Genomic DNA, 20,263 nt, shown 5'->3' on the forward strand with positions numbered 1-20,263 from the left:
CAACTCAAGTTAAAAGAGAGAGGGGTTACCTATAGTGGCCCAGCCTGGCTCGCTCTCGATGGTTTTGATTCCTTTCCAGTCCCACCATGTTTTCTTTACCGATTACGCTCTCCCATACTCATAGCCCGCCCTACAAACGACAAATTGCCCGTCAAATCGAAAGCCTGATTTGCTCAGGGCGCTTGCAAGAAGGTAGTCGCCTGCCTTCGATTCAGCGGATGGCGTCTTTGCTTCAAGTGTCCAAAAATACCGTGATGGGTGCCTATGACCTGCTGATTGATTCCAATCTGATTCATAGCGAACCTAGCCGGGGGTTTTTCGTGGCCACCCCTACCCGTCATGGACGCAGTCGTCTGGCACCGGATTTTGTGTTGCAAACGGCGCATTGCTCACGCAGTCTGCGCACCAGCACCGCCCAGGCCAGCGGGGTTCATGTGCCCGCCCCCAGTCTGCCAGTTCGCTTCGATTTCAAGGTCGGACGGCCTTCTGCCCATGCTTTTCCACTGCGTCAGTTTATTCATCTGTCCAATCAGTTGCTGCGCTACGCCGGCTCAGCCATGGCGGAGTACCCGCCACCGGAAGGGCTATGGGGTTTACGTCTGCAGATTGCGGATTATCTGGCGGCCAGCAAGGGAATACTGGCCGACCCGGAACACATCATCATCACCGCAGGAACTCAGGAGTCACTCAGCCTGATTACGGCGCATTTCCTGGATGAGCATAGTTGTGCGGTGCATGAATCACCCGGCTATAACGGGTTCAGGCATCTGCTGGAACGGCATCGGGCACAAGGCATTCCAGTGCCGGTGGATGAGCAGGGTTTATGCACCGGCCACCTGCCCGACAGGCCCGTCCAACTGGCCTTTGTGACGCCATCGCACCAATACCCTTTGGGACATACACTGACGGTGCGGCGGCGTCAGGAACTGCTGGCCTGGGCCAGCACCAGTGGCGCATTGATCATCGAGGATGATTACGACGGAGACTTCTGTTACGGGCCGGCCTTGCCCGCAGCGCTCAAGGCCATGAGCCCGGGACAGGTCATTTACCTGGGCTCATTTTCCAAAACCCTGGGTCCCGGCTTGCGTTTGGCCTACATGGTCTGTCCGCCCCAGCTAAGCCAAGACTTTATCGCCCGCAAGGCGCTGCTCAACAACGGCTCCCCCTGGTTAACACAAGCTGTACTGGCACGCTTCTTTGATGAGTACGACTACCCACGTCACCTGCAGCACTTGCGCCGCCGCTATCTGGACCAGCGCAATATCCTGCTCCAGGGCCTGAAGCACATATGGGGAAATACAGGTGTGATCAGCGGGCAGAATGCCGGCATGCATCTGGCCTTTCGTTTGCCATCGCAAAGCCCGAACGCCGATCACCTGGCCTCGACCGCGCTTCACTATGGCATACGGCTTTACCCTCTGGCCCAGGCCGCCAGCCAGGAAGCAGACGGCACCAAACCGCGCCATCTGCTATTTGGCTATGCCAATCTGGAGCCGGGAGAGCTGCAACAGGCGATGCAGCATCTTGCCCTGATACAGCCTAGGCTGAACCAGGACTAGACAGAGCATGTATTCAGGACTGAGCCAACGCTTGATCAAAGTCCGTGGTCAGATCGACAATTTCCTCGATGCCAACGGAGATACGCAACTGGTTATCAGCAATGCCCATCAAGGCGCGCTGCTCGACCCCCATTTCATAATAGATGGTGTGCGCAACCGGCAATACCAGACTGCGGTTATCGCCCAGATGGGTAGCCAGCACAAAAACCTTCAGACGATTCAGAAAATCGAAGATTTCGATTTTGTCTTCCAGCACCACGCTCATCAGGCCTCCAAAGCGATTGCCGAACAAGTGGGCGGTGCGCTCATGCTGAGGATGGTCTTCCAGGCCAGGATAACGCACGTGTTTTACCTTGGGGTGAGCCTTCAGATGACGCGCCAGCGCCAGGGCGTTAGCGCAAATGCGTTCCATGCGCAAAGGCAGTGTTTCCGAACCCACAGCCAGACGATGGGCCACGTCAGACGACAAGGTGCCACCCATATCACGCAATCCCTTCTTACGGATCTGCACCAGCCCCCAGTTCTGGGGATTGCCGTTGCGATAGACCTGGGCAATGTTGGGATAGGTGGTCCAGTCAAACAAGCCCGTGTCGGTCACCATGCCACCCAAGGCATTGCCATGACCGCCGATGTGCTTGGACAGGGAATTGATCACCAGCGAGGCCTTGAACTCCCGACCCGGCAACAAATACGGCGAGGACAAAGTGGCATCCACCACGTACAAGAGGCCCTCGTCCTGGCACCATTGCCCCACCCCTTGCAGATCGGCCACCTGAGTGCCTGGGTTGGCAATCGTTTCCAAAAAAACCATACGGGTGTTGGGCTGTCGTGCTGCCTGAACTTGCGCCAGATCCGTCGCATCCACCAGCGTGGTCTGCACACCCAGATCCCGCAAGGTGCCCAACAGACTATTGGTATTGCCAAACAAATACTTGCTGGCAATCAGGTGATCGCCCTGACGCAACAAGGTAAACAGGGTCGCCGTCAGCGCTGCCATTCCAGTGGCGAAACTCACGCTGCCCACGCCTTTTTCCATGCGTGTAATCTTGGCTTCCAAGGCCGCCGTTGTGGGTGTGCCCTGACGAGAATAGGTGAAGCCCGATTTGCCTTGAAAGACCGCGGCCAACTCACGTGCATCCTGAAAGCCAAACTCGGTCGATGGGTGCAATGGCTGATGAATAGCGCCGTACTGCGTGCCCAAGCGACGGTCAGAATGCAGGGTGGAGGTAATAAAGCCGTTTTCGTCCATGATCGTTTCAAAGCCCAAAATGCAAGTACATCCCATCAACCTTGGTGGGCTTGCGCCCGGCTGATGGCCAATCACTTATTATCTGGTGAAGCAGCCGCTGAAAGCGGCTGTCTTTTATACAAATAAGTAATTAAGTAAGTAACAAGACTTAAAAGAAATTAAGCCTGGCTACGTTGGCGTAACGTCTCGTACAAGCAAACTGCGCTGGCAACACTGACGTTCAGGCTCTCCACAGCCCCCATCATGGGAATGGAGACCAGCTCATCGCAAGTCTCACGGGTCAGCCGACGCATACCCTCTCCCTCGGCCCCCATCACCCAGGCCATAGGCCGACGCGCATCTACCTGATGAAAGGTATGACTTGCCTGGTCGCTGGTCCCCACCAGCCAGACGTCACGCTCGCGCAGCATGCGCATGGTACGAGCAAGATTGGTCACGGTAATGTAGGGAGTGGACTCTGCCGCCCCACACGCGACACGCGACACGGTGGCATTCAGGCCCACGGCACGATCGCGAGGCGCAATCACGGCATGCGCACCCGCGGCATTGGCACTGCGCAGGCAGGCGCCCAGATTGTGAGGGTCAGTAACCCCATCCAAAATCAACAGGAACGGAACCTGGCCAGCCTCTTCAAGATCATCCAGCAATTCGTTGACATCAACCGCCAATTCCTGCTCGAGAGCCAAGGCCACCACACCTTGGTGGCGAGTGCCTTTGGCCAGACCATCAAGACGCTCGACGGGCACTGCCATGACTTTCAGACCCGCCTGCTCAACCTGTTCGATAAAGGCCAACATCCGCTTGTCGCGCCGGGTCTGATCCACATACACCTCGCGCACCGTAGCGGCGCTATAACGAACCCGGGCAATAACGGCATGAAAACCGGCCAAAACCTGCTGAGCCATAACAATCCTTGGAGGAAATAAATCAAAGCAAATAAAGAAAGCCGGGCAAAAGCCCGGCTTGATATTGTACGCCTATCGGCGCCGGCCTCTTGGGCTACGCGTGGATTTGGCCGCTTTGGCCGTCTTTTCCGCGCTGCGCTTTTCATCCCGCTCGGCCTGCTTTTGGGAGGCACGCCGTTGGGACGCCGTGGTGCCCTTTAACGCCAAAGGCTTGGTCGGGGCCGCTTTCTTGATGGGACGCTCGGAAGGATCAGACGCTTCAGCCGCTGCCTTCACAGCCTTATACCCGACTCCCTTGACCAGACGAAACTCGATGCGACGCGCCTCCAGGTCAACGCGGGCTACCTGTACTTGCACGGCATCGGTCAGGCGATAACGCAAGCCCGTGCGCTCGCCACGCAGCTCATTCAAGGTTTCGTTGTACTGGAAATAATCCGCGCCCAGTTCAGAGACATGGACCAGACCCTCTACATACAGAGTATCCAGGGTGACGAAGAGGCCAAAACTGGTGACACCGCTGATCTTGCCGGAGTACTCCTCGCCCACATGCTCTTTTACAAACCAGCATTTGAGCCAGGCTTCCACATCTTTGGAAGCCTCGTCAGCGCGACGCTCGCGAGCCGACAACAACGCCCCCAGTTTTTCCCACCGCGCAAAATCCCGTTTACTGGCGGGCAGCGCCGCATCCCCCGGGTCCTCATCAATAGCCGGAACATAGCGCTCGCCCTTCAAAATACCCTTGATGACGCGATGCACCAGCAAATCGGGATAGCGACGAATCGGCGAGGTGAAGTGGGCATACTGCGAATAGGCAAGCCCAAAGTGTCCCGTTTTCTCCGGGCTGTAAATGGCCTGCTGCATCGAGCGCAAACACATGGTCTGAATGATGGCAAAGTCCGAGCGGCCACGCGCTGCCGCCACGACTTTGGCGTAATCGGCCGAGCTGGGTTCATCACCCCCTTCCAGGGTCAAACCCAAACTGCGCAGATACTCGCGCAAGGCTTCCAGCTTGGGCGGCGTGGGGCCTTCGTGCACACGGTACAGACCGTTGCGACGGCTACGAGCAATGAAATCAGCAGCGCAGGTATTGGCTGCCAGCATGCATTCTTCAATCAGTTTGTGAGCATCGTTGCGAACCAGGGGCTCAATACGCTCGATACGGCCCAAAGGATTGCACACGATCTTGGTTTCGACAGTATCGAAATCAATCGCCCCCCGCGCAGCACGTTGCTCGGCCAGCACACGATACAGGGCATACAGATTCTGCACGGGCTCCAGCACATGCTGGATCTGATTGGCCGCCGGGCCTGTGGGCTGCTGCAGGGCGCTCCAGATATCAGAATAGGTGGTGCGCGCATGCGAGTGGATGACCGCTTCATAAAACTGATAGGCTGAAACGGTGCCGGACTTGGCGCCATCCGCCAACACGACCATATCGCAGACCATGACCAGACGGTCTACCGATGGATTAAGCGAACAGATTCCGTTGGACAGACTTTCGGGCAGCATAGGAATCACGCGGCGCGGAAAATACACACTGGTACCCCGCTCCAGCGCATCCTCATCCAGCGCGTCACCCGAACGCACATAATGGCTGACATCTGCAATTGCCACCAGCAGACGCCACGCCCAGCGGGGCCGTTTACCGGTTCCGATATCGACACGTTCGCAATACACCGCATCATCAAAGTCGCGGGCGTCTTCCCCATCAATCGTAATGAATGGCACATCGCGCAAGTCGACACGGCCTTTATATTCCGAAGGCTTGACCTTGGCAGGAATGCGGGCGGCTTGCTTGAGCGCCTTGTCGGAAAAATCGACCGGCACCTCAAACTTGCGCACGGCAATCTCGATTTCCATGCCAGGATCGTCAATTTCCCCCAGCACCTCAATCACACGCCCCAAAGGCTGACGATGCCGCTCCGGCTGTTGGGTAATCGCTACGGTGACGACCTGACCGGGCTCGGCCTCGCCCTGCTCCCCGCTTGGAATCAGAATGTCATGCTTGATGCGCTGATCTTCAGGCACCACGATAAACGTGCCACGCTCGCGCAGGAAACGTCCCACCAGCTTGCTGGTGTGACGCGCCGTCACTTCTACGATCGAGGCGTCTGGCTTGCCGCGGTACTCTCCGACGATGCGCACCATAACGTGGTCGCCGTGCAACACCTTGGCCATTTCTCGTGGGGACAAGAACAGATCAGGCTGCCCGTCGTCACGCTGCAAGAAACCAAAGCCGTCGCGATGACCCAACACCTTGCCCGCGATAAAACCAGTCTGGCTGTTTTTGCGAATCTTGCCTTCGGGGGAGATCAGCAGTTGTCCATCGCGCTCCATTGCGCGCACACGCCGCTCAAAACCCACCGTAATCTCTTTGCCCAGGCCCAGCTTTTGTGCCAGAGCCTGCATGGTCAGGCCGTCTGCATCTTCGCGCAGCCCCGCCAGGATCGCTTCCCGCGTCGGGGTATCCGGGTCGAAGTCAGGCGGCAATTCATAACGGCCCGTTGTTTGAATACGGTCCTCAGTACTGTCTTGATGTTTTTTATTCAAAAGGACACTTCCATTATTAATAAAGTATGCCTATAATCCTTTTTCTTTGCTGCTTACGCAGCAAAAACGTTGAAGGCTTTTGGCACAGTCATAAGCATACAACGATATTGCCCAGGTGGCGGAATTGGTAGACGCGCATGGTTCAGGTCCATGTGCCTTCGGGTGTGGAGGTTCGAGTCCTCTTCTGGGCACCAAATTCCTCAAAAAGCCGATCATCTTTCGATGATCGGCTTTTTGTTTTGTGCGCCCATACAGCAAGGCGCTTGGGCACCGAGGCAAGGCCCCATGAAAGGTTAGGCCCGCAGCCCCCACTCCACGTGTACGTCCCAAGCCACACCCTTTGCCGGGCTCTTGCGCGTTGACAAGCCATTCGCTGGGCGCCCAGCAAGCCTTCTTATTTTCTTGTCCCAGACTGGACTTGAGAAGGTACGCAGCGAGCAAGGCTTCAAGCCCAAGGACTGCCGTAACGGCAATACAGGCGCATGATTGATTAAGCACGGGCACTTCCGAATAAGAAATCAACACTGCATGATCGGTGGCTTTCTTTACAGGCCTATGAACACATCACCAATCCCATGCGGGAGAAACAAAGGGATCTTTTTCTGCCTGCCACGGCCCCTGCCTCAAAAACCCCGCCTGATTTTTGGGACAAAAAAAACCGACTGCGTTTGAACAATCGGTTTTCCATTTCATAAAGTCGCCGCTATTAACCGCCGCAGCCGCCACAACATGCGCCATCCTCTCCATGCGCTGGCTTGGCAATCTGATAGCCCGCCTGTTCAACCGCGGCATGCAGATCTTCCAACGACACCTGGGTTTCATCAAAACGCACCGATGCCTTCGCATTCTCAAACGAAGCGTCTGCCGCTTGCACACCCTGGACCGCTGCCAAGGCATTCGCCACTTTGTCAGCACACTCAGGGTGTCGCAGACCCGCCAATTTCAACATTCCCACTTGCATTTTTCATCCCTTTAACATGAGGTGAGGCAGTTGATGAAATCGCCACCGCCCATAAAGATATATATTAAATACATCTTATAAATACGGCAAGTGACGATTAGCCATTCAGTACAGGGGTGTACGCACTCCTCCTTCAAAGAACAAGACAAGGAACGAGGACGGCAAGCAGGCTAACTGACAGATCAAGCTACTACTACCACTCGACTGACTGAGTAACTGACCAAATTGCTAGCTAGGCAAATAGGCTTGTTTGCCCATCAGATCGATGGCTGGCTGACAGCACGTGGACGAAGCAAGATCGAATGGACAACGGCGATGGTTGAAAGAACTGGATTCAAACGCCAGCTCAACTGCACCTGAACAAGGCCAGGGAGAAGAGTGCACTAACCATCCTGCCTGGAGAATAAAAGCCATCAAACAGCGCGTCGACCTGAGCTGCCTAATACAAAGCACTCTTTGCAGGTAGAAGAACCAACCTTATAAATAAAGCATTATTTGCAGGCAGAAGAACCAGCCTTGTAAGCGCCGTTTACGCTTGAACGCGAACCCAACCGCACAGTCCCTTACCGGTCGGACAGGCTGGCTCCGTCGGGGGCATGAAAAGGACCAAATTGAACTGCGCCTGGATATCTATACGACCCCGATTTCCCAAACCACAATACAAAAAGCCGACCATCTTTCGACGATCGGCTTTTTGAGGAATTTTGGTGCCCAGGAGAGGACTCGAACCTCCACACCCGAAGGCACATGGACCTGAACCATGCGCGTCTACCAATTCCGCCACCTGGGCTCTGACTGCAACACTTGTTTTTAAACACGTCGTTGCAAGACAGAAAATAACTATAACACGATTTTCAATTCGCGCAAACTATTTCTGTTTTTTATGATGGACAGAAGTTTGTCGGCCTCTTGCGCTTCATGAAAATCGCTTTTATGCTTATTGCCATATCAAGAGTTGGGGTAACCCATGCCAACCTGTGTACCCGCACAAGGTGGATTCAAGATATGGCCATCTGGCAACCAAAGGGATCGTTATGACAACAACCCGCTGCCAGCGGGTTTTTTTATGCCTGACCTAGCAGGCGCTCAACGGGTCCTTTAATCCAACTTGCTCACCCGGAAGCCGCTTCCAAGAGCTAAACAGGAGAAACTATGTCTGCACCGTACTGCTATCACCTCACCCTAGAACAGCAAAGCTACCGCATTGTGCTTCGTCCTGGCTGTTCGCGGCTGGCCGTTGTCCGCGAACAGCATGCGGATACTGTCGGAGATTATGAGCCTCGCTGGCTGGGCTCCAGTTGTCGGGGCGGCTATTGGACCCGTTTTCAGCCTGATATCGACAGCACATTGCTGCTGAACATGGATGCGATCGCACGCCTGATTGACCAGCATCGCCTGGCGCATCCCGAGACAACGCTGGACACAGACCTGCAGCCAGTGCTGCACGTGGGTGGCCGCTTGCGCGCCCAACCCTACCCTCAGCAACAAGCCGCTTAATCCAGACGAGGGGCCTGATCGCCCTGATCGCCTTGGCGCCAGTAACTGCTGGCCCGAATCGCGTTCTTATCCAGGCCACGCTCCTGCACCCAGTATTCACGCAGCCCTTGGGCAACTGCGTATTCTGCCGCCACCCATACATAGCCGGTGCCGCTGGGCTGCGCCGCAGCCCGCAGCGCGTCCAGAATGCCCGGCAACCCGGCCAGTGATGGAATCCAGTTCACCGTAACGTGATCGGGCGCCGCTAGCGTCCCTACCGTCAATAAATTGCGCGCCAAGACATACACCTGCACGTTCACCGTGGCAGGCAGTTCATGGATGCGTCGTGCCATCGCAGGTATGGCAGTTTCGTCACCGATCAGGACTTGCCAATCCAGTTCCTTGCTGAGCAGAAAGGAGCCACGGGGTCCCGCGACCCCCAGCTTGTCACCTTCCTTGGCTTGCATGGCCCATCGGCACGCCGGGCCGTCACCGTGGAGCACAAAATCAATATCCATCTCCTGTTCCGCCGCGCGGTAGTCGCGCGGCGTGTAATCACGGATGGGAGGTTTTTCCTGCCCCGCCGCAAAGACCATACCGCGCTCACCCATTTGGGGCAGACGCAGGGAATGGGTGGCTGGATCCGGAAAAATCAGTTTGACGTGATCATCAAACCCCGGCGAGTAAAACCCCTCCAGGTCAGCACCCGTCAGGGTAATGCGCAGCATGTGAGGTCCCAGCTCACGGCGATGCTTGACGGTGAGCAATCGCAACTTCAGGGGATGGGCCACTTTTTGCGTTAATTGTTCGGACTGCATGCTTAAGACTCCTTGGGCAAATTGCGTATTTCGGCGATGGCTTTCTCCAGAATTGCCACCACGTCAGCCTGTCGTGCCAGACTGGCTGTCGATTGTTCAAACATGGCCTGTTTAAGACTATGGCGTACCTGGACAAATTCGGGCAGCCAACCCGTCTGTTCCTGCGCGGCCTTTAAATCCTCGTCACTACTCTGTTCAGCCAGCATCTGCCGTATCCATACCCGCTTGCGCCCGCGGTAGGTCAAGGACTGCAGTAGGTAGTCACACTTCTCTTTCTGCGCCTCAAGATACGCCAGCCCCTCCGGAGTCAGGCTGTACATCTTGCGGCGCCCTTGCTCCTCAATCAGAACCCAACCTTGAGTCGCACAAAAGGCCAAGGCCGGATACACCGCGCCGGCGCTGGGCACATAACTGTTCTGGCTGATCTGCGCAAAACGACGGATTAGTTGATACCCATGAGTGCTGCCTTCCTTGAGCAAGGCCATCAGCATGAGCTGCATAGCTCGGGCAGAGTACTTTCGACCCTGCCCCATATCCTGCAACATGCGCTCGACATCCATTGTGTTAAATTTCATAGTCACACTCTTATGCTATATCACTCGACACATATTAATGATAATGAGAATGACAATCAACCAAAAATCAAAATAAACCGTGCCCAATGAAAATGCTTGCATTTACCAAAAGATCCATCCTATAATTTAATGCTTGAGACGGGCAGCAGCCCTTATCAAAGCCCAGGTGGCGGAATTGGTAGACGCGCATGGTTCAGGTCCATGTGCCTTCGGGTGTGGAGGTTCGAGTCCTCTCCTGGGCACCACAAATTCCTCAAAAAGCCGATCATCAAAAGATGATCGGCTTTTTGCTGTGTCCGCACCCAAACGCTAAGATCTTCGAGCCCCTTACAGGAGCGCACGAGGCCCCCACCCCGACCTTCCCCCCCCCTGAAGTACAGCAGTCAAGCTGAACACCAAACGCAAGCACCGCGATCAGATAAGCACTAAAAATCGGGCAACTTACCTTGATATCTGGGCAGCGCTTCCCCAGGGGCGGACAAGCTTAGCGCCGGGCCCAAAGCGAGCAGCAGAAAAGCCACAAGAAAAATCAGGCCAAGAAGAAAAAAGTGTGGATCAACAGTCACTTACACTACCTGAAACCAGGAAAACCAGTTCGTGCGGCCCAAGCACATAACATGCCCATTACAAAATACGAATAGCGGCCATATGTTAAAACCCTGCGCCGCCACTTAAAAAGAGCGCATCCGTACTGAGATCTTTCCATTAAAAATAGCCTTGGGCTGTTGGCAACGACATAAAACGCACTCTTTTGAGTAAATGCGTACGCCGTCCTATCGAGCTACCACTCAGTCTGAGCTGAAACCGTGAAACCAGCAGCGCAAAAGACCAGTTTGAAAAGCCCCAGAAAGTTCATGGCCTCGCACGGAGGCGAACCTGCCCGGATCGACAGATCTGATGTATGCCCCCTTGCCAACGAGCACAACCGTCAGGGGGAGACACCGATCTCCTTGACCCCGAAGATCCAGCGACAAAAAAGCCGAAACAGATGCTTTATTCTGCTTCGGCTTTTTGACATGCACAGGCCCATCACCTTTTGCTCGGCTGGCCCACCCTTTTGCTGACTACTCCAAAGGGCGATGACGGCGTTGCCAGAATGGCTGCGCCGCATAACGCTGCTCCCTACCGTACAGGGCATGTTGAGCATTCAGGTGACGCACCAGACCCAGCAAATAGTCTTTTTCATACGATCGTGCCGGCTCAGGGTTTCCTTGCGTCAGGGCCAGAGCCGCCTGTGCCGATTGCGAGCCGCTCCACAGCGCCGTAGCCAGACCATTGGCCGCCAAGGGGTCCATGGCGGCGCCCGCATCGCCAGCGCGAAGGAGACGGCCTTCAACAAAGTGAGACACGGTGGCGCTGGCAGCTGCGCTGACGGTAGGAGCACAGTCGGCCATTTGATCGATCAAGCCCAGACTTTCCATACGCACGCGCGCTGCATCGGCGCAAGCCAGTAAACCGGCCCACGTCGACCCATCATGACTCAAAGCGTCAGGCAAGAGATCCGCATCCGAGAACAAGGCCACCGTCAAACGATGGCCGGGCATGGGAGACAAATACCACCATCCCAACTCCGCCGCTTCGACCAATGAAGCCGCCAGAGGCTCCGCTCCCTGCGGTAGATCAAAAACACGCCAGGCCGCGACCAGCCTGTCCAGTCGTTGACGCTTGGCAACCGACCCGCAAGATACTGCCGCGCGACCGCTGCAATCGATCAAGGCAGCGGCTTCCAGGCTCGTGCCATCCGCCAATCTGACAGTAAGCCCGTGAGGCTGGTGTTCCAGGCTCAGAACTCGTGTGCGACGCAAGCTGAGTTTCTCTTCTTTCTGCAAGCGTTCAAGCAGCACCTGCTCCAGACGTGCCTTGTCCAGCAGGTACCCCTGACCATCCTCGTCCTGCACGGTGCGCAGCCCTTCATTTCCCCATACCGAAAAACGCCCCTGAGAGCGCAGAGCCACCGTCTCATCCAGGCAGCTTTCCCATCCCAGACGGGTCAAGACCTGGGCACCGCGTTCAGACAAGGTTTCACCCCACGAAGGCTGCCGCTCTGGCGGAGCCACCAGCGTCACAGCCTGACCTTGCATACTCAGACGGCGCGCCGCTGCCAAACCCGCCACACCAGCACCAACAACAATAATCATCCCTTCATCCCCAGGTTCCCGTCCGCTTTATCAGCGGGATAATGTCCATAGAACCGCCTTGTGCGTCTGCTGACCGCTTGGGCACAATGGCTGCCAGCCCGACTGGCCCGGGACGTTTTACCACGACTGCCCAGCCAGCCCCAACTATCACCTATTGGCCGGGAGCGAGTACCCAGGATGCCAAGCGAGATGCGCCGCACTCACAAAAGGGTCAACAAGACCTGTCGGTGGACACTTCCGGCCCCTGCGGCGGGCATGGGCAAACCATCAAATCTTGTTTAGCTGAGCGAATGCCCCTGCTTCTTAAAAAAGGCGAGGCAGAGAAAACAGCATGATCCAGCCCCCCAGGACCAGATAAGGCCCAAAATGAATGGCCTGCCCTGCCGCCAGCCGACCACCCAAGCGCAAGATCAGCACGGCCAGCAAACCCAGGACAGAGGCAGACAAGAGAATGCCGGGCAGGGCACTTGCCCCCAGCCAGGCCCCTAGGGCCGCCAGCAGCTTGAAGTCGCCGTACCCCATGCCGGCACGTCCGGTCAGCAGCAGGAAACCATGATTCAAAAGCCACAGCAGACCATAACCCAGCGCTGCACCCAGCACCGCCAAGGGCAACGTGGTAAAGGTGTGATCCAGATTGACCAGCAGGCCCAGCCACAACAAAGGCAAGGTCAGGCGATCGGGCAGGTAGCCGGTTTCCGCATCAATCCAGGCCAGTAAAGCGGTAACGGCGATCCAGACACAGGCAGCCACTGCGGCCGGAGTCAGTTGCCAGCGCCACCCTGCCCAAAGCATCAGCCCCAAAGCCAGGGCCTGGCACACCCACCCCCATTGCCGGTGTAGTCGACGTGGGCGTGTACTCAAGCCGGACTCCAGTTCGATGGGCAGACTCCAGGACAGGCGCCGGGCGGGCCAATAAAAACAGACGGCCAAAACCAGAGCAACTCCCATTCCCGCCCAGGCATTGCCCCACGACGTCCACATCATAATGATCCTTCACCCGATTAATGAAAAGTGCGTGTCCCACAGTCTCGCTGACCAAATCCTAGCAGAGGCGTGTGCGCTTTTGATGACGTAAGCATTTTTTGCTCCAGGCTGCGGGAAATCGAGGCATGGCATTTTTTGTTACCCGAATGACAGACAGAGCCCAGCAAGGCTAGGCATAATGCGCTTCAACCCTTTGTTTCGCTTATGGATGAATAAGGAAGCGCCATGAACCAATTTATGCCCCACGCGGCGCGTGCTCCACGCCTGCGCTCGTTGACCGGTGCTTTGATGCTGGTCTGGATGGGCTCAACAGCCAGTGCAGCCTGGGCCCAGCAGATCGAAGCGATCACCTTATCCAGCGCCGGTATGGCCGAGATCGAACGACAGATCCCGATTACCGACACAGGAACCGCCCAACTGCGCGTGCCTCTGAACCAGGTCGATGATATTTTAAAAACCCTGATGGCCGTAGACGGCAAAAGCCGCATTGAATCGTTGACCCTGTCCGGCCTGGCCCCGTTGAAAGAGAGCTTTGACAGTTTGCCCTTCTCGGCCAAGGATCTGGGCTCGCCCGCCGCCTTGGCGCAGGCCCTGCGAGGGCAACAACTGAGCGCCAGCTCGCAAGGTCGCCAGGTGCGCGGTGCCGTTCTGGGTGTACAGACCATCGCGGCCACTAACGAGCGCTCCTCCCAGGCCATCCTGAGCGTGCTCACGGAGCAAGGCCAGATTCAGACATTGGAGCTGGGTCCCGACACCAGCCTGGAAGTGCTGGATAAAACCGTGCAGCAACAATTGCAGCAAGCCGCGCAGGTCTTGGCCGGACAAAACAATCAGCAATCGCGTGACATTCAATTGGTCCTGAACAAGACCGACACCAAGACCGCGCGTCTGTCCTATCTGATTCCTGCCCCAGTCTGGAAAAGCTCCTACCGACTGATGATGCAAGAGGGCAAAGCCCGACTGCAGGCCTGGGCCATTTTCGAAAACACCACTGGCGAGGACTGGAAAAACGTCAAGGTCACCTTAAGCTCGGGTTCGCCAGTGATGCTGCGTCAACGCCTGCTGGAGCGCTACTGGAACGAGCGCCCCGAACTGCCCGTTGCCGTGGGCAGCGTCATCGCCCCGAAAGCGGACACCCAAGCAAGCGTGCGCGCGAATCAAGCCCATCCGGCCATGGCTAATGCCATGCGTGCCCGCATGGCCCCCCCTGCCCCTGCCCCCATCGCTGAAGCAGCCTACATGGCAGACAGCGCCCTTTCCAAACAATGGGCCGCGGGTGGTGCCAACAGCGACGCTCAAGCTCAGGAAGGTCAAACCCAGGTACGCTTTAGCTTGCCCGAGACAGTGAATGTTCCCACCGGCCAGACAGTCTCCGTCCCATTTATGGACACGTCCTTGCAGGCTGAGGCTCTGTCGGTATATCGCAGTGGTCAGGCGGGCGATCATCCCACGGCCGCCATTTGGGTCAACAATCAGCAGGCCAATAGCCTGCCACCGGGCATCATCACCGTCTTTGACCAGCAAGACGGTCATGTGGGAGATGCGGAGCTGGCCGGGCTGCCAACTGGAGAGCAACGCCTGATCTACTTTGCCCAGGACAGCAAAGTGCAGATCCGTGAAGAACAGACAGAGGAATATCGCCTGAGCAACACGCGCGTCAGCGATGGCGTGGCTCGATCGGAATGGACCCGCTTTCAAAATTTCCGTTTCGAGATCACGGGTCCCGCGAACGAAGATAGGACCGTCCTGATCCAGTTACCGCGTCAGGATGGCTGGTCCTTCAAATCCGATGCCCACGATAGCGACACAGCCCAGGAACACCGCCTGAAAGTGAAGGTACCCAAAGGTAAAACCATCACCGTCACGGCTCAGCTCAGCCTGCAGGACCAGACGGAACTGCGTCTGGAAGACATCGACGAAACCCTGCTGGTGCAATGGCGAGGCAACGGCCAGGACCAGGCCCTGCAGGCCAAGATGGACAAGCTGATTGAGTTGCGTCGGCAACTGAGCCAGGCCCAGCAGGCGCAGAACCTGGCGGTCGAGCGCCTGAATGAGACGATTGCAGAGCAGGAGCGCATCCGCGCCAATCTGGCCGCGGTCAGCGCACAGAGCACCTTGGGCGAACGCTTTAGCGCACAGCTGGCCCAGCAAGAGGACCAGATTGCCAGCCAGCGCCAGGCGGTTCAGGATCAGCGTGATGCCGTTCAAAAGGCCCGTCAGGCCTTCGAGAAAGGCTTGGCTGAACTGAACTGAACTTAGCCTCCCGGTGCGGGCAACTGGGCCTGCACCTGCTCCAGAAACGCGCGTATGGCATGACCCTGCGCGCGTTCTTTGAGGCAATACACAAATTCGCTCAAGTGCGCCGAGACATCGCTCAAGGGCAAGCTGATGATGTCCGGGTGCGCCGGCACTTCACGCAAAGGCAGCAAGCTGGCGCCCATGCCGCACACCACTCCCCACCCAATGGCCTCCCGGCTGCCTATTTCCAGAATGTGTGTGGGCTCCTGCCCCGCCTGGCCAAAGACCTGGTAGCAAAGCTCCCGGGTCATGGACCCAGACTCGCGCATCAACATAGGGTAGCGGCACAGATCCACAATCCGCAGGCGTTGGCGGCTTGCCAGCGGGTGATCCTTGCGCAGCACGGCCACTAAAGGATCGGAGGCCAGCACAAGACGCACCAGACGTGAGTCATCCACCAGCGCCGACGAAGCGATCACATCCAGTTGGTAATCGTGCAAGGCACTCAGCACCCGATGAGAGTTGTCGATACTCAAACGCATTTTCACACCTGGGTAGGCCTGATGAAAATTCCGTAATACCGCCATGATGTAATACGGTCCGGTCGCCCCTACCCGCAATATGCCGCTTTTCAAATCACGCAAGTCTCGCAGACTGAAATCAATCTGCGCGGCCTGCTGCATTAGTTGCTCAACTTGCGGCAGCAGGCGTTCCCCTTGCTGGCTTAAATAGACTCCTTTGCCCTGCCGATAAAACAGCTCCACCCCGTAGCGGCTCTCCAGTTGCCGCAGATGCGAGGTGACCGTGGGCTGGCTGATACCCAGCAACTGGGCCGCCTTGGTAATCGAGCCACAATGGGCCGTCGCGTGAAAGGACTTTAGTTCCAGAGCCAGCATGCTGCCGCTCTCCTTGGGAAAACTCAAAACCCAAATTATCCGATTCTCGTATTACAGAAATTCGTTGTACTGTCATCGGGCCGCCATATAGGACTCCCATACTGACGTTCATGACATTCATGACAAGTCGGAACCTCGGGATGAGCGCCAAGCCTGCTTTTTTAACCATACAAGGACTGCACAAGCAGTTCGGCTCCTTTACTGCCCTGGACCAGGTCAGCCTGGATATCCAGGCCGGTGAACTGGTCTGTTTGCTGGGCCCCTCGGGCTGCGGCAAAACCACTTTGCTGCGATGCATTGCAGGCCTGCAACAGGCAGACCGGGGCAGCATCGTTATGGCTGGACGTGACATCACTGAACTGCCCCCCCAACAACGCGACTACGGCATCCTGTTTCAGTCCTACGCCCTGTTTCCCAACCTGACCGTGGCTCAAAACATTGCTTATGGGCTGTCGCCCCGCAAAGACCTGGCCACACAAGTGCGTCAGCGGGTCTCGGAAATGCTGGATCTGGTGGGTTTGTCCGGTTCGGAAAACAAATACCCGGCCCAATTGTCCGGCGGCCAGCAACAGCGCGTGGCCTTGGCCCGCGCCCTGGCTCCTTCACCCTCGCTGCTTTTGCTGGACGAGCCCATGTCCGCCCTGGATGCGCAGGTGCGCGAACGCCTGCGCAGCGAGCTGCGTGCGCTGCAAAAACAGCTGTCCATTACCACCTTGATGGTGACGCACGACCAGGAAGAGGCCATGGTCATGGCCGACCGCATTGCCGTGATGGATAAAGGCCGCCTGGTTCAATTTGATCGTCCCCAGGCTCTGTATCGCGCCCCGGCAGACCCATTTGTCGCCGGTTTCGTGGGCGAGGCCAACTGGCTGCCGTTCACGCCTTTGCATGATTGCTCGGTGCTGGTCGAGCGGGTTCGTCTGGACCTGAGCCAGGAGGCACCAACCAGTGCCGGACGACTGTTCATACGTCCCGAGAACATCCGCGTTCTGGACAACAACAGCCCCACTTCGGTCACCAATACGTTTCTGGCAGACATTGTGGATGGCATCTTCCTGGGTCGCCACTACAAACTGACGCTGCGTCCGGAGGGCATGGACGGCTTGACTGTGCAGGCCATCGTCAATCCGGAGCAGGGAGACCGCCTGCTTGACCCATTGGCTGCACGACGCTGTCGTATCCAGCTTCCCAGCGAGGCCTTGCATGCCCACCACTAATACTGCCGTACCGCCAGCCGGCACGGCCGCCCTGCCCTCGACCAGCCTGTACGGGCTACCCCTTGCCGACACACGCGTGAAGAATCCCCCGCTGACTCGTCGCGTCTTGCCTGCCTGGATAGGCGCGGCAGCACGACGCGCCCTCTTGATTGCCCTGTTTGCCCTGCTGGTGCTGTTTTTGGCCCTGCCCATGCTGTTTATCCTGCTGCGAGCCGTTCAGGACAGCGAGGGTCAGTTGGTCGGGCTGGGCCAGTTCTGGTCCATCATCAGCGCCCCAGGCTTCATGCACATGGTGGGTCGCTCGATTCTGGTTGGCCTCACCACCCTGACCATTGTCATTCCCACTGCCTACGCCTTTGCCTTTGCCCTGCAGCGCTGTTGCATCCGGGGTGCCGGTCTGTTCCGGGCTTTGGGACTGCTGCCCTTGCTGGCGCCCTCGCTGATGCCGGGCCTGTCCTTGATCTATTTATTCGGCAATCAGGGACTGCTGCGTCACTGGATAGGCGACGAGACGATCTACGGCTTCTGGGGCATTGTGCTGGGGGAGGCTTTTTATACCTTCCCCCATGCCTTGATGATTTTAAGTACCGGTCTGGCTCTGGCCGATGCCCGCCTGTATGACGCGGCGCGCGCCATGGGCGCCAACGCCTGGCGTCGCTTTATGACCGTGACGCTGCCTGCCAGCCGCTATGCCGTCTTCTCCGCCGCCTGCCTGGTCTTTACGTTGACGGTCACCGACTTTGGGGTACCTAAGGTCGTGGGGGGCTCCTACAACGTACTGGCTATGGAAGCCTATAAGGCCGTGGTCGGCCAATTACAGTTCTCCAAAGGCGCTGCCATTGGGGTGCTGCTGTTGATCCCGGCCGTCCTGACCTTCTTTCTGGACCGCCACCTGCGTACCCGTGCTCGCGGTCAGGCACAAGGGTCTTTAAGCGCCTATTCGCCCCAGCCACACCGCCGCCGTGACCGCTATTTCATGGGGATCATGGTGCTGATTTCCCTGGCGATCCTGACCATTGTGGGCATGGCCGTCTGGGCCTCCCTGATCAAGTTTTGGCCTTACAACCTGAGCCTGTCCCTGAAGTCCTACGACTTCAACAATATGGATGGCGGCGGCTGGCTGGCTTGGCGCAACAGCCTGACCATGGCCTTGTTCACCGCCGTGATCGGCTCGGCCCTGATTTTCCTGGGTGCCTGGGTGCTGGAAAAACTCCCCGCCCGCGGCCGGACCGACAAAGGTCTGTACAGCCTGTTGCAGATGCTGGCGCTGGCCCCCATGGCCATTCCCGGACTGGTCCTGGGTTTGGGTTACATCTTCTTTTTCAACCATCCCAACAACCCCCTGGCCGGCTTGTATGGCTCCATGACCTTGTTGGTCCTGTGCAGCGTCATTCACCTGTACACCAGCGCCCACCTGAACTTCGTGACCGCCCTGAAGGCGATTCCCGCGGAGCTGGAGGCGGCCGCGGCTTCCTTGAAAGCGCCACGCCTGTCCACCTTGATGGGGGTGACCTTGCCCCTGTGTCTGCCTGCCTTGCTGTCCGTGGCGCGCTATTTGTTTGTCTCGGCCATGACCACCGTGTCTGCCGTCGTATTTCTTTACAGCCCGCAAACCGTGCTGGCCTCGGTCGCCGTCATGAATATGGATGACGCCGGCTTTATTGGCCCGGCAGCGGCCATGTGTACGGTCATCATGCTGAGCTCCGGTTTTGTCTGCCTGCTGGTTCATGTACTGAGCCGTGCCGCCTTGCGCCGCAGCCAGGCCTGGCGCTCTCCCTCTCTTTCTCCAACCCGATAGGACCGCAATGCCCTCCCCTACTTGCGCAAATACGCCACTTGATACATCCACCTCCCAGGCCATGCACCTTGAAGCCCTGATTTTCGACTGGGCCGGCACGCTGGTGGACTTTGGCTCCTTTGCTCCCACTCAAATTCTGGTTGAAGCCTTCAAATGCTTTGATCTGACCCTGAACCTGGACCAGGCTCGCAGCGCCATGGGCATTGGCAAATGGGACCACATCAAAGCCATGCTGGAACTGCCCGAAGTGCATGCCCAATTCGTGGCCCTGCACGATCGCCAGCCTGATGATAACGATGTGGACCGCATCTACAACACGTTCCTGCCCATGCAAAACGAACGCGTGGGCGAGTTCTCCGCGGCCATCCCGGGTGCGCGTGAAACCTTGTCTTGGGCGCGTCGCCAAGGCCTGAAGATTGGCTCGTGCTCCGGCTACCCGCGTCTGGTTCTGGACAATCTGTTGCAACACGCCCATCGCCAGCAAGTGCTGGTGGACTACCACGTGGCCTTCGATGAAGTGCCACAGGCGCGCCCCTGGCCCGCCATGGCCTTGGAAAACGTCATCCGTCTGGAAATCCGCAATGTCAGCGCCTGCGTCAAGATTGACGATACGGCGGTCGGAATTGAGGAAGGCCGCAATGCCGGCATGTGGACGGTGGGTTTGCTGCTCTCGGGCAACGCCGCCGGTCTGACCGAGCTGGAATTTCTGGCCTTGGATGAAACGAGCCGCCAGACCCTGCGTGATCGCGCTGCTGCCACGTTTGCCCACGCCCAGCCTCATTATCTGATTGATACCGTTGCCCAACTGCCTGCCGTGATTGAACAGATCAATGAGCGCATGGCCCAGGGCGAACACCCCAGCGACTCTCTCTAACCCCTCCCCCTTTTGCTGTCACAAG

Annotated in this window: 15 protein-coding genes, 3 tRNA genes and 1 riboswitch; of the genes, 8 read left to right on the forward strand and 10 right to left on the reverse strand. The window is 57.4% G+C overall.

Annotated elements, in window-relative coordinates; translation table 11 throughout:
- Positions 1–86 precede the first annotated feature (86 nt).
- Positions 87–1,559 carry a MocR-like pyridoxine biosynthesis transcription factor PdxR gene (pdxR, locus tag VF694_RS01740; RefSeq protein ID WP_003799428.1) on the forward strand — a complete coding sequence of 491 codons (1,473 nt, stop codon included), beginning with the start codon at positions 87–89 and terminating at the stop codon, positions 1,557–1,559.
- A 13-nt stretch (positions 1,560–1,572) separates the two neighbouring features.
- Here pdxR and VF694_RS01745 read toward each other — a convergent pair whose 3' ends face one another.
- The 3 genes from VF694_RS01745 to rnr all read right to left on the reverse strand — a co-directional run bounded on the left by VF694_RS01745 (position 1,573) and on the right by rnr (position 6,263).
- Positions 1,573–2,808, reverse strand: coding sequence for a cystathionine gamma-synthase family protein (locus tag VF694_RS01745; protein WP_440163606.1), 1,236 nt, complete (start codon positions 2,806–2,808; stop codon positions 1,573–1,575).
- A gap of 158 nt (positions 2,809–2,966) precedes the next feature.
- Positions 2,967–3,713, reverse strand: coding sequence for a 23S rRNA (guanosine(2251)-2'-O)-methyltransferase RlmB (gene rlmB, locus VF694_RS01750; RefSeq protein ID WP_003799424.1), 747 nt, complete (start codon positions 3,711–3,713; stop codon positions 2,967–2,969).
- A gap of 72 nt (positions 3,714–3,785) precedes the next feature.
- Positions 3,786–6,263, reverse strand: a complete 2,478-nt coding sequence (rnr, locus tag VF694_RS01755; protein WP_003799422.1) for a ribonuclease R — start codon at positions 6,261–6,263, stop codon at positions 3,786–3,788.
- A 109-nt stretch (positions 6,264–6,372) separates the two neighbouring features.
- On the opposite strand from rnr, the gene VF694_RS01760 reads away from it, so the two are divergent.
- Positions 6,373–6,457 (forward strand) — tRNA-Leu (locus VF694_RS01760).
- Between the two features lie 512 nt (positions 6,458–6,969).
- Here VF694_RS01760 and VF694_RS01765 read toward each other — a convergent pair.
- The gene (locus VF694_RS01765) at positions 6,970–7,212 is read right to left on the reverse strand and encodes a heavy-metal-associated domain-containing protein (protein WP_100214765.1); all 243 of its coding nucleotides are present in this window, start codon (positions 7,210–7,212) and stop codon (positions 6,970–6,972) included.
- Positions 7,213–7,929: 717 nt separating this feature from the next.
- Positions 7,930–8,014: transfer RNA gene (locus VF694_RS01770), tRNA-Leu, on the reverse strand.
- 150 nt (positions 8,015–8,164) lie between these two features.
- A riboswitch (SAM-I-IV-variant riboswitch) is annotated at positions 8,165–8,258 on the forward strand.
- Between the two features lie 118 nt (positions 8,259–8,376).
- Here VF694_RS01770 and VF694_RS01775 point away from each other — a divergent pair.
- Positions 8,377–8,721 carry a hypothetical protein gene (locus tag VF694_RS01775; protein WP_003799419.1) on the forward strand — a complete coding sequence of 115 codons (345 nt, stop codon included), beginning with the start codon at positions 8,377–8,379 and terminating at the stop codon, positions 8,719–8,721.
- Here VF694_RS01775 and VF694_RS01780 read toward each other — a convergent pair.
- Complete coding sequence (locus VF694_RS01780) at positions 8,718–9,518, reverse strand: siderophore-interacting protein (RefSeq protein WP_059317529.1); 801 nt, start codon at positions 9,516–9,518, stop codon at positions 8,718–8,720. The genes VF694_RS01775 and VF694_RS01780 overlap by 4 nt on opposite strands.
- A 2-nt stretch (positions 9,519–9,520) precedes the next feature.
- Positions 9,521–10,093: a PadR family transcriptional regulator gene (locus VF694_RS01785; RefSeq protein ID WP_003799415.1), complete on the reverse strand. Its 573-nt coding sequence runs from the start codon at positions 10,091–10,093 to the stop codon at positions 9,521–9,523.
- 160 nt (positions 10,094–10,253) lie between these two features.
- Between VF694_RS01785 and VF694_RS01790 the strand changes: the two genes are divergently transcribed.
- Positions 10,254–10,338 (forward strand) — tRNA-Leu (locus tag VF694_RS01790).
- Positions 10,339–11,157: 819 nt separating this feature from the next.
- Here the strand turns inward: VF694_RS01790 and VF694_RS01795 are convergent.
- Both VF694_RS01795 and VF694_RS01800 read right to left on the reverse strand, forming a co-directional pair.
- Complete coding sequence (locus tag VF694_RS01795) at positions 11,158–12,231, reverse strand: NAD(P)/FAD-dependent oxidoreductase (RefSeq protein WP_059318860.1); 1,074 nt, start codon at positions 12,229–12,231, stop codon at positions 11,158–11,160.
- Between the two features lie 303 nt (positions 12,232–12,534).
- Positions 12,535–13,215: a prepilin peptidase gene (locus tag VF694_RS01800; protein ID WP_415301755.1), complete on the reverse strand. Its 681-nt coding sequence runs from the start codon at positions 13,213–13,215 to the stop codon at positions 12,535–12,537.
- Positions 13,216–13,440: 225 nt separating this feature from the next.
- Here VF694_RS01800 and VF694_RS01805 point away from each other — a divergent pair, with 225 nt between their 5' ends.
- On the forward strand, positions 13,441–15,468 hold the full coding sequence (locus VF694_RS01805; RefSeq protein WP_003799408.1) for a DUF4139 domain-containing protein: 2,028 nt from the start codon (positions 13,441–13,443) through the stop codon (positions 15,466–15,468).
- A 2-nt stretch (positions 15,469–15,470) separates the two neighbouring features.
- Here VF694_RS01805 and VF694_RS01810 read toward each other — a convergent pair whose 3' ends face one another.
- On the reverse strand, positions 15,471–16,349 hold the full coding sequence (locus VF694_RS01810) for a LysR substrate-binding domain-containing protein (protein ID WP_003799407.1): 879 nt from the start codon (positions 16,347–16,349) through the stop codon (positions 15,471–15,473).
- Between the two features lie 140 nt (positions 16,350–16,489).
- Here VF694_RS01810 and VF694_RS01815 point away from each other — a divergent pair, with 140 nt between their 5' ends.
- From VF694_RS01815 to phnX, 3 genes are read left to right on the forward strand one after another with little or no spacing between them, the layout of a single operon-like run.
- Positions 16,490–17,566: a putative 2-aminoethylphosphonate ABC transporter ATP-binding protein gene (locus VF694_RS01815; RefSeq protein ID WP_336579346.1), complete on the forward strand. Its 1,077-nt coding sequence runs from the start codon at positions 16,490–16,492 to the stop codon at positions 17,564–17,566.
- Positions 17,553–19,364, forward strand: a complete 1,812-nt coding sequence (locus tag VF694_RS01820) for a putative 2-aminoethylphosphonate ABC transporter permease subunit (protein WP_003799403.1) — start codon at positions 17,553–17,555, stop codon at positions 19,362–19,364. Before VF694_RS01815 ends, VF694_RS01820 begins: the two co-directional genes overlap by 14 nt.
- Before the next feature lie 7 nt (positions 19,365–19,371).
- Positions 19,372–20,238 (forward strand): phosphonoacetaldehyde hydrolase, encoded by an 867-nt coding sequence (gene phnX, locus VF694_RS01825; protein WP_230406170.1) that lies wholly within the window; start codon positions 19,372–19,374, stop codon positions 20,236–20,238.
- Positions 20,239–20,263: the final 25 nt, after the last annotated feature.

The organism is Alcaligenes sp. Lyrl_28, from assembly GCF_051948705.1.
Classification (GTDB): Bacteria; Pseudomonadota; Gammaproteobacteria; order Burkholderiales; family Burkholderiaceae_B; genus Alcaligenes; species Alcaligenes ammonioxydans.

What these genes read in the sequence shown, in the direction of transcription:
- pdxR (WP_003799428.1), top strand. Translation starts at nt 87, where the DNA reads ATGTTTTCTTTACCGATTACGCTCTCCCATACTCATAGCCCGCCCTAC.
- VF694_RS01745 (WP_440163606.1), bottom strand. Translation starts at nt 2,808, where the DNA reads ATGGACGAAAACGGCTTTATTACCTCCACCCTGCATTCTGACCGTCGC.
- rlmB (WP_003799424.1), bottom strand. Translation starts at nt 3,713, where the DNA reads ATGGCTCAGCAGGTTTTGGCCGGTTTTCATGCCGTTATTGCCCGGGTT.
- VF694_RS01765 (WP_100214765.1), bottom strand. Translation starts at nt 7,212, where the DNA reads ATGTTGAAATTGGCGGGTCTGCGACACCCTGAGTGTGCTGACAAAGTG.
- VF694_RS01775 (WP_003799419.1), top strand. Translation starts at nt 8,377, where the DNA reads ATGTCTGCACCGTACTGCTATCACCTCACCCTAGAACAGCAAAGCTAC.
- VF694_RS01780 (WP_059317529.1), bottom strand. Translation starts at nt 9,518, where the DNA reads ATGCAGTCCGAACAATTAACGCAAAAAGTGGCCCATCCCCTGAAGTTG.
- VF694_RS01785 (WP_003799415.1), bottom strand. Translation starts at nt 10,093, where the DNA reads ATGAAATTTAACACAATGGATGTCGAGCGCATGTTGCAGGATATGGGG.
- VF694_RS01795 (WP_059318860.1), bottom strand. Translation starts at nt 12,231, where the DNA reads ATGATTATTGTTGTTGGTGCTGGTGTGGCGGGTTTGGCAGCGGCGCGC.
- VF694_RS01800 (WP_415301755.1), bottom strand. Translation starts at nt 13,215, where the DNA reads ATGATGTGGACGTCGTGGGGCAATGCCTGGGCGGGAATGGGAGTTGCT.
- VF694_RS01805 (WP_003799408.1), top strand. Translation starts at nt 13,441, where the DNA reads ATGAACCAATTTATGCCCCACGCGGCGCGTGCTCCACGCCTGCGCTCG.
- VF694_RS01810 (WP_003799407.1), bottom strand. Translation starts at nt 16,349, where the DNA reads ATGCTGGCTCTGGAACTAAAGTCCTTTCACGCGACGGCCCATTGTGGC.
- VF694_RS01815 (WP_336579346.1), top strand. Translation starts at nt 16,490, where the DNA reads ATGAGCGCCAAGCCTGCTTTTTTAACCATACAAGGACTGCACAAGCAG.
- VF694_RS01820 (WP_003799403.1), top strand. Translation starts at nt 17,553, where the DNA reads ATGCCCACCACTAATACTGCCGTACCGCCAGCCGGCACGGCCGCCCTG.
- phnX (WP_230406170.1), top strand. Translation starts at nt 19,372, where the DNA reads ATGCCCTCCCCTACTTGCGCAAATACGCCACTTGATACATCCACCTCC.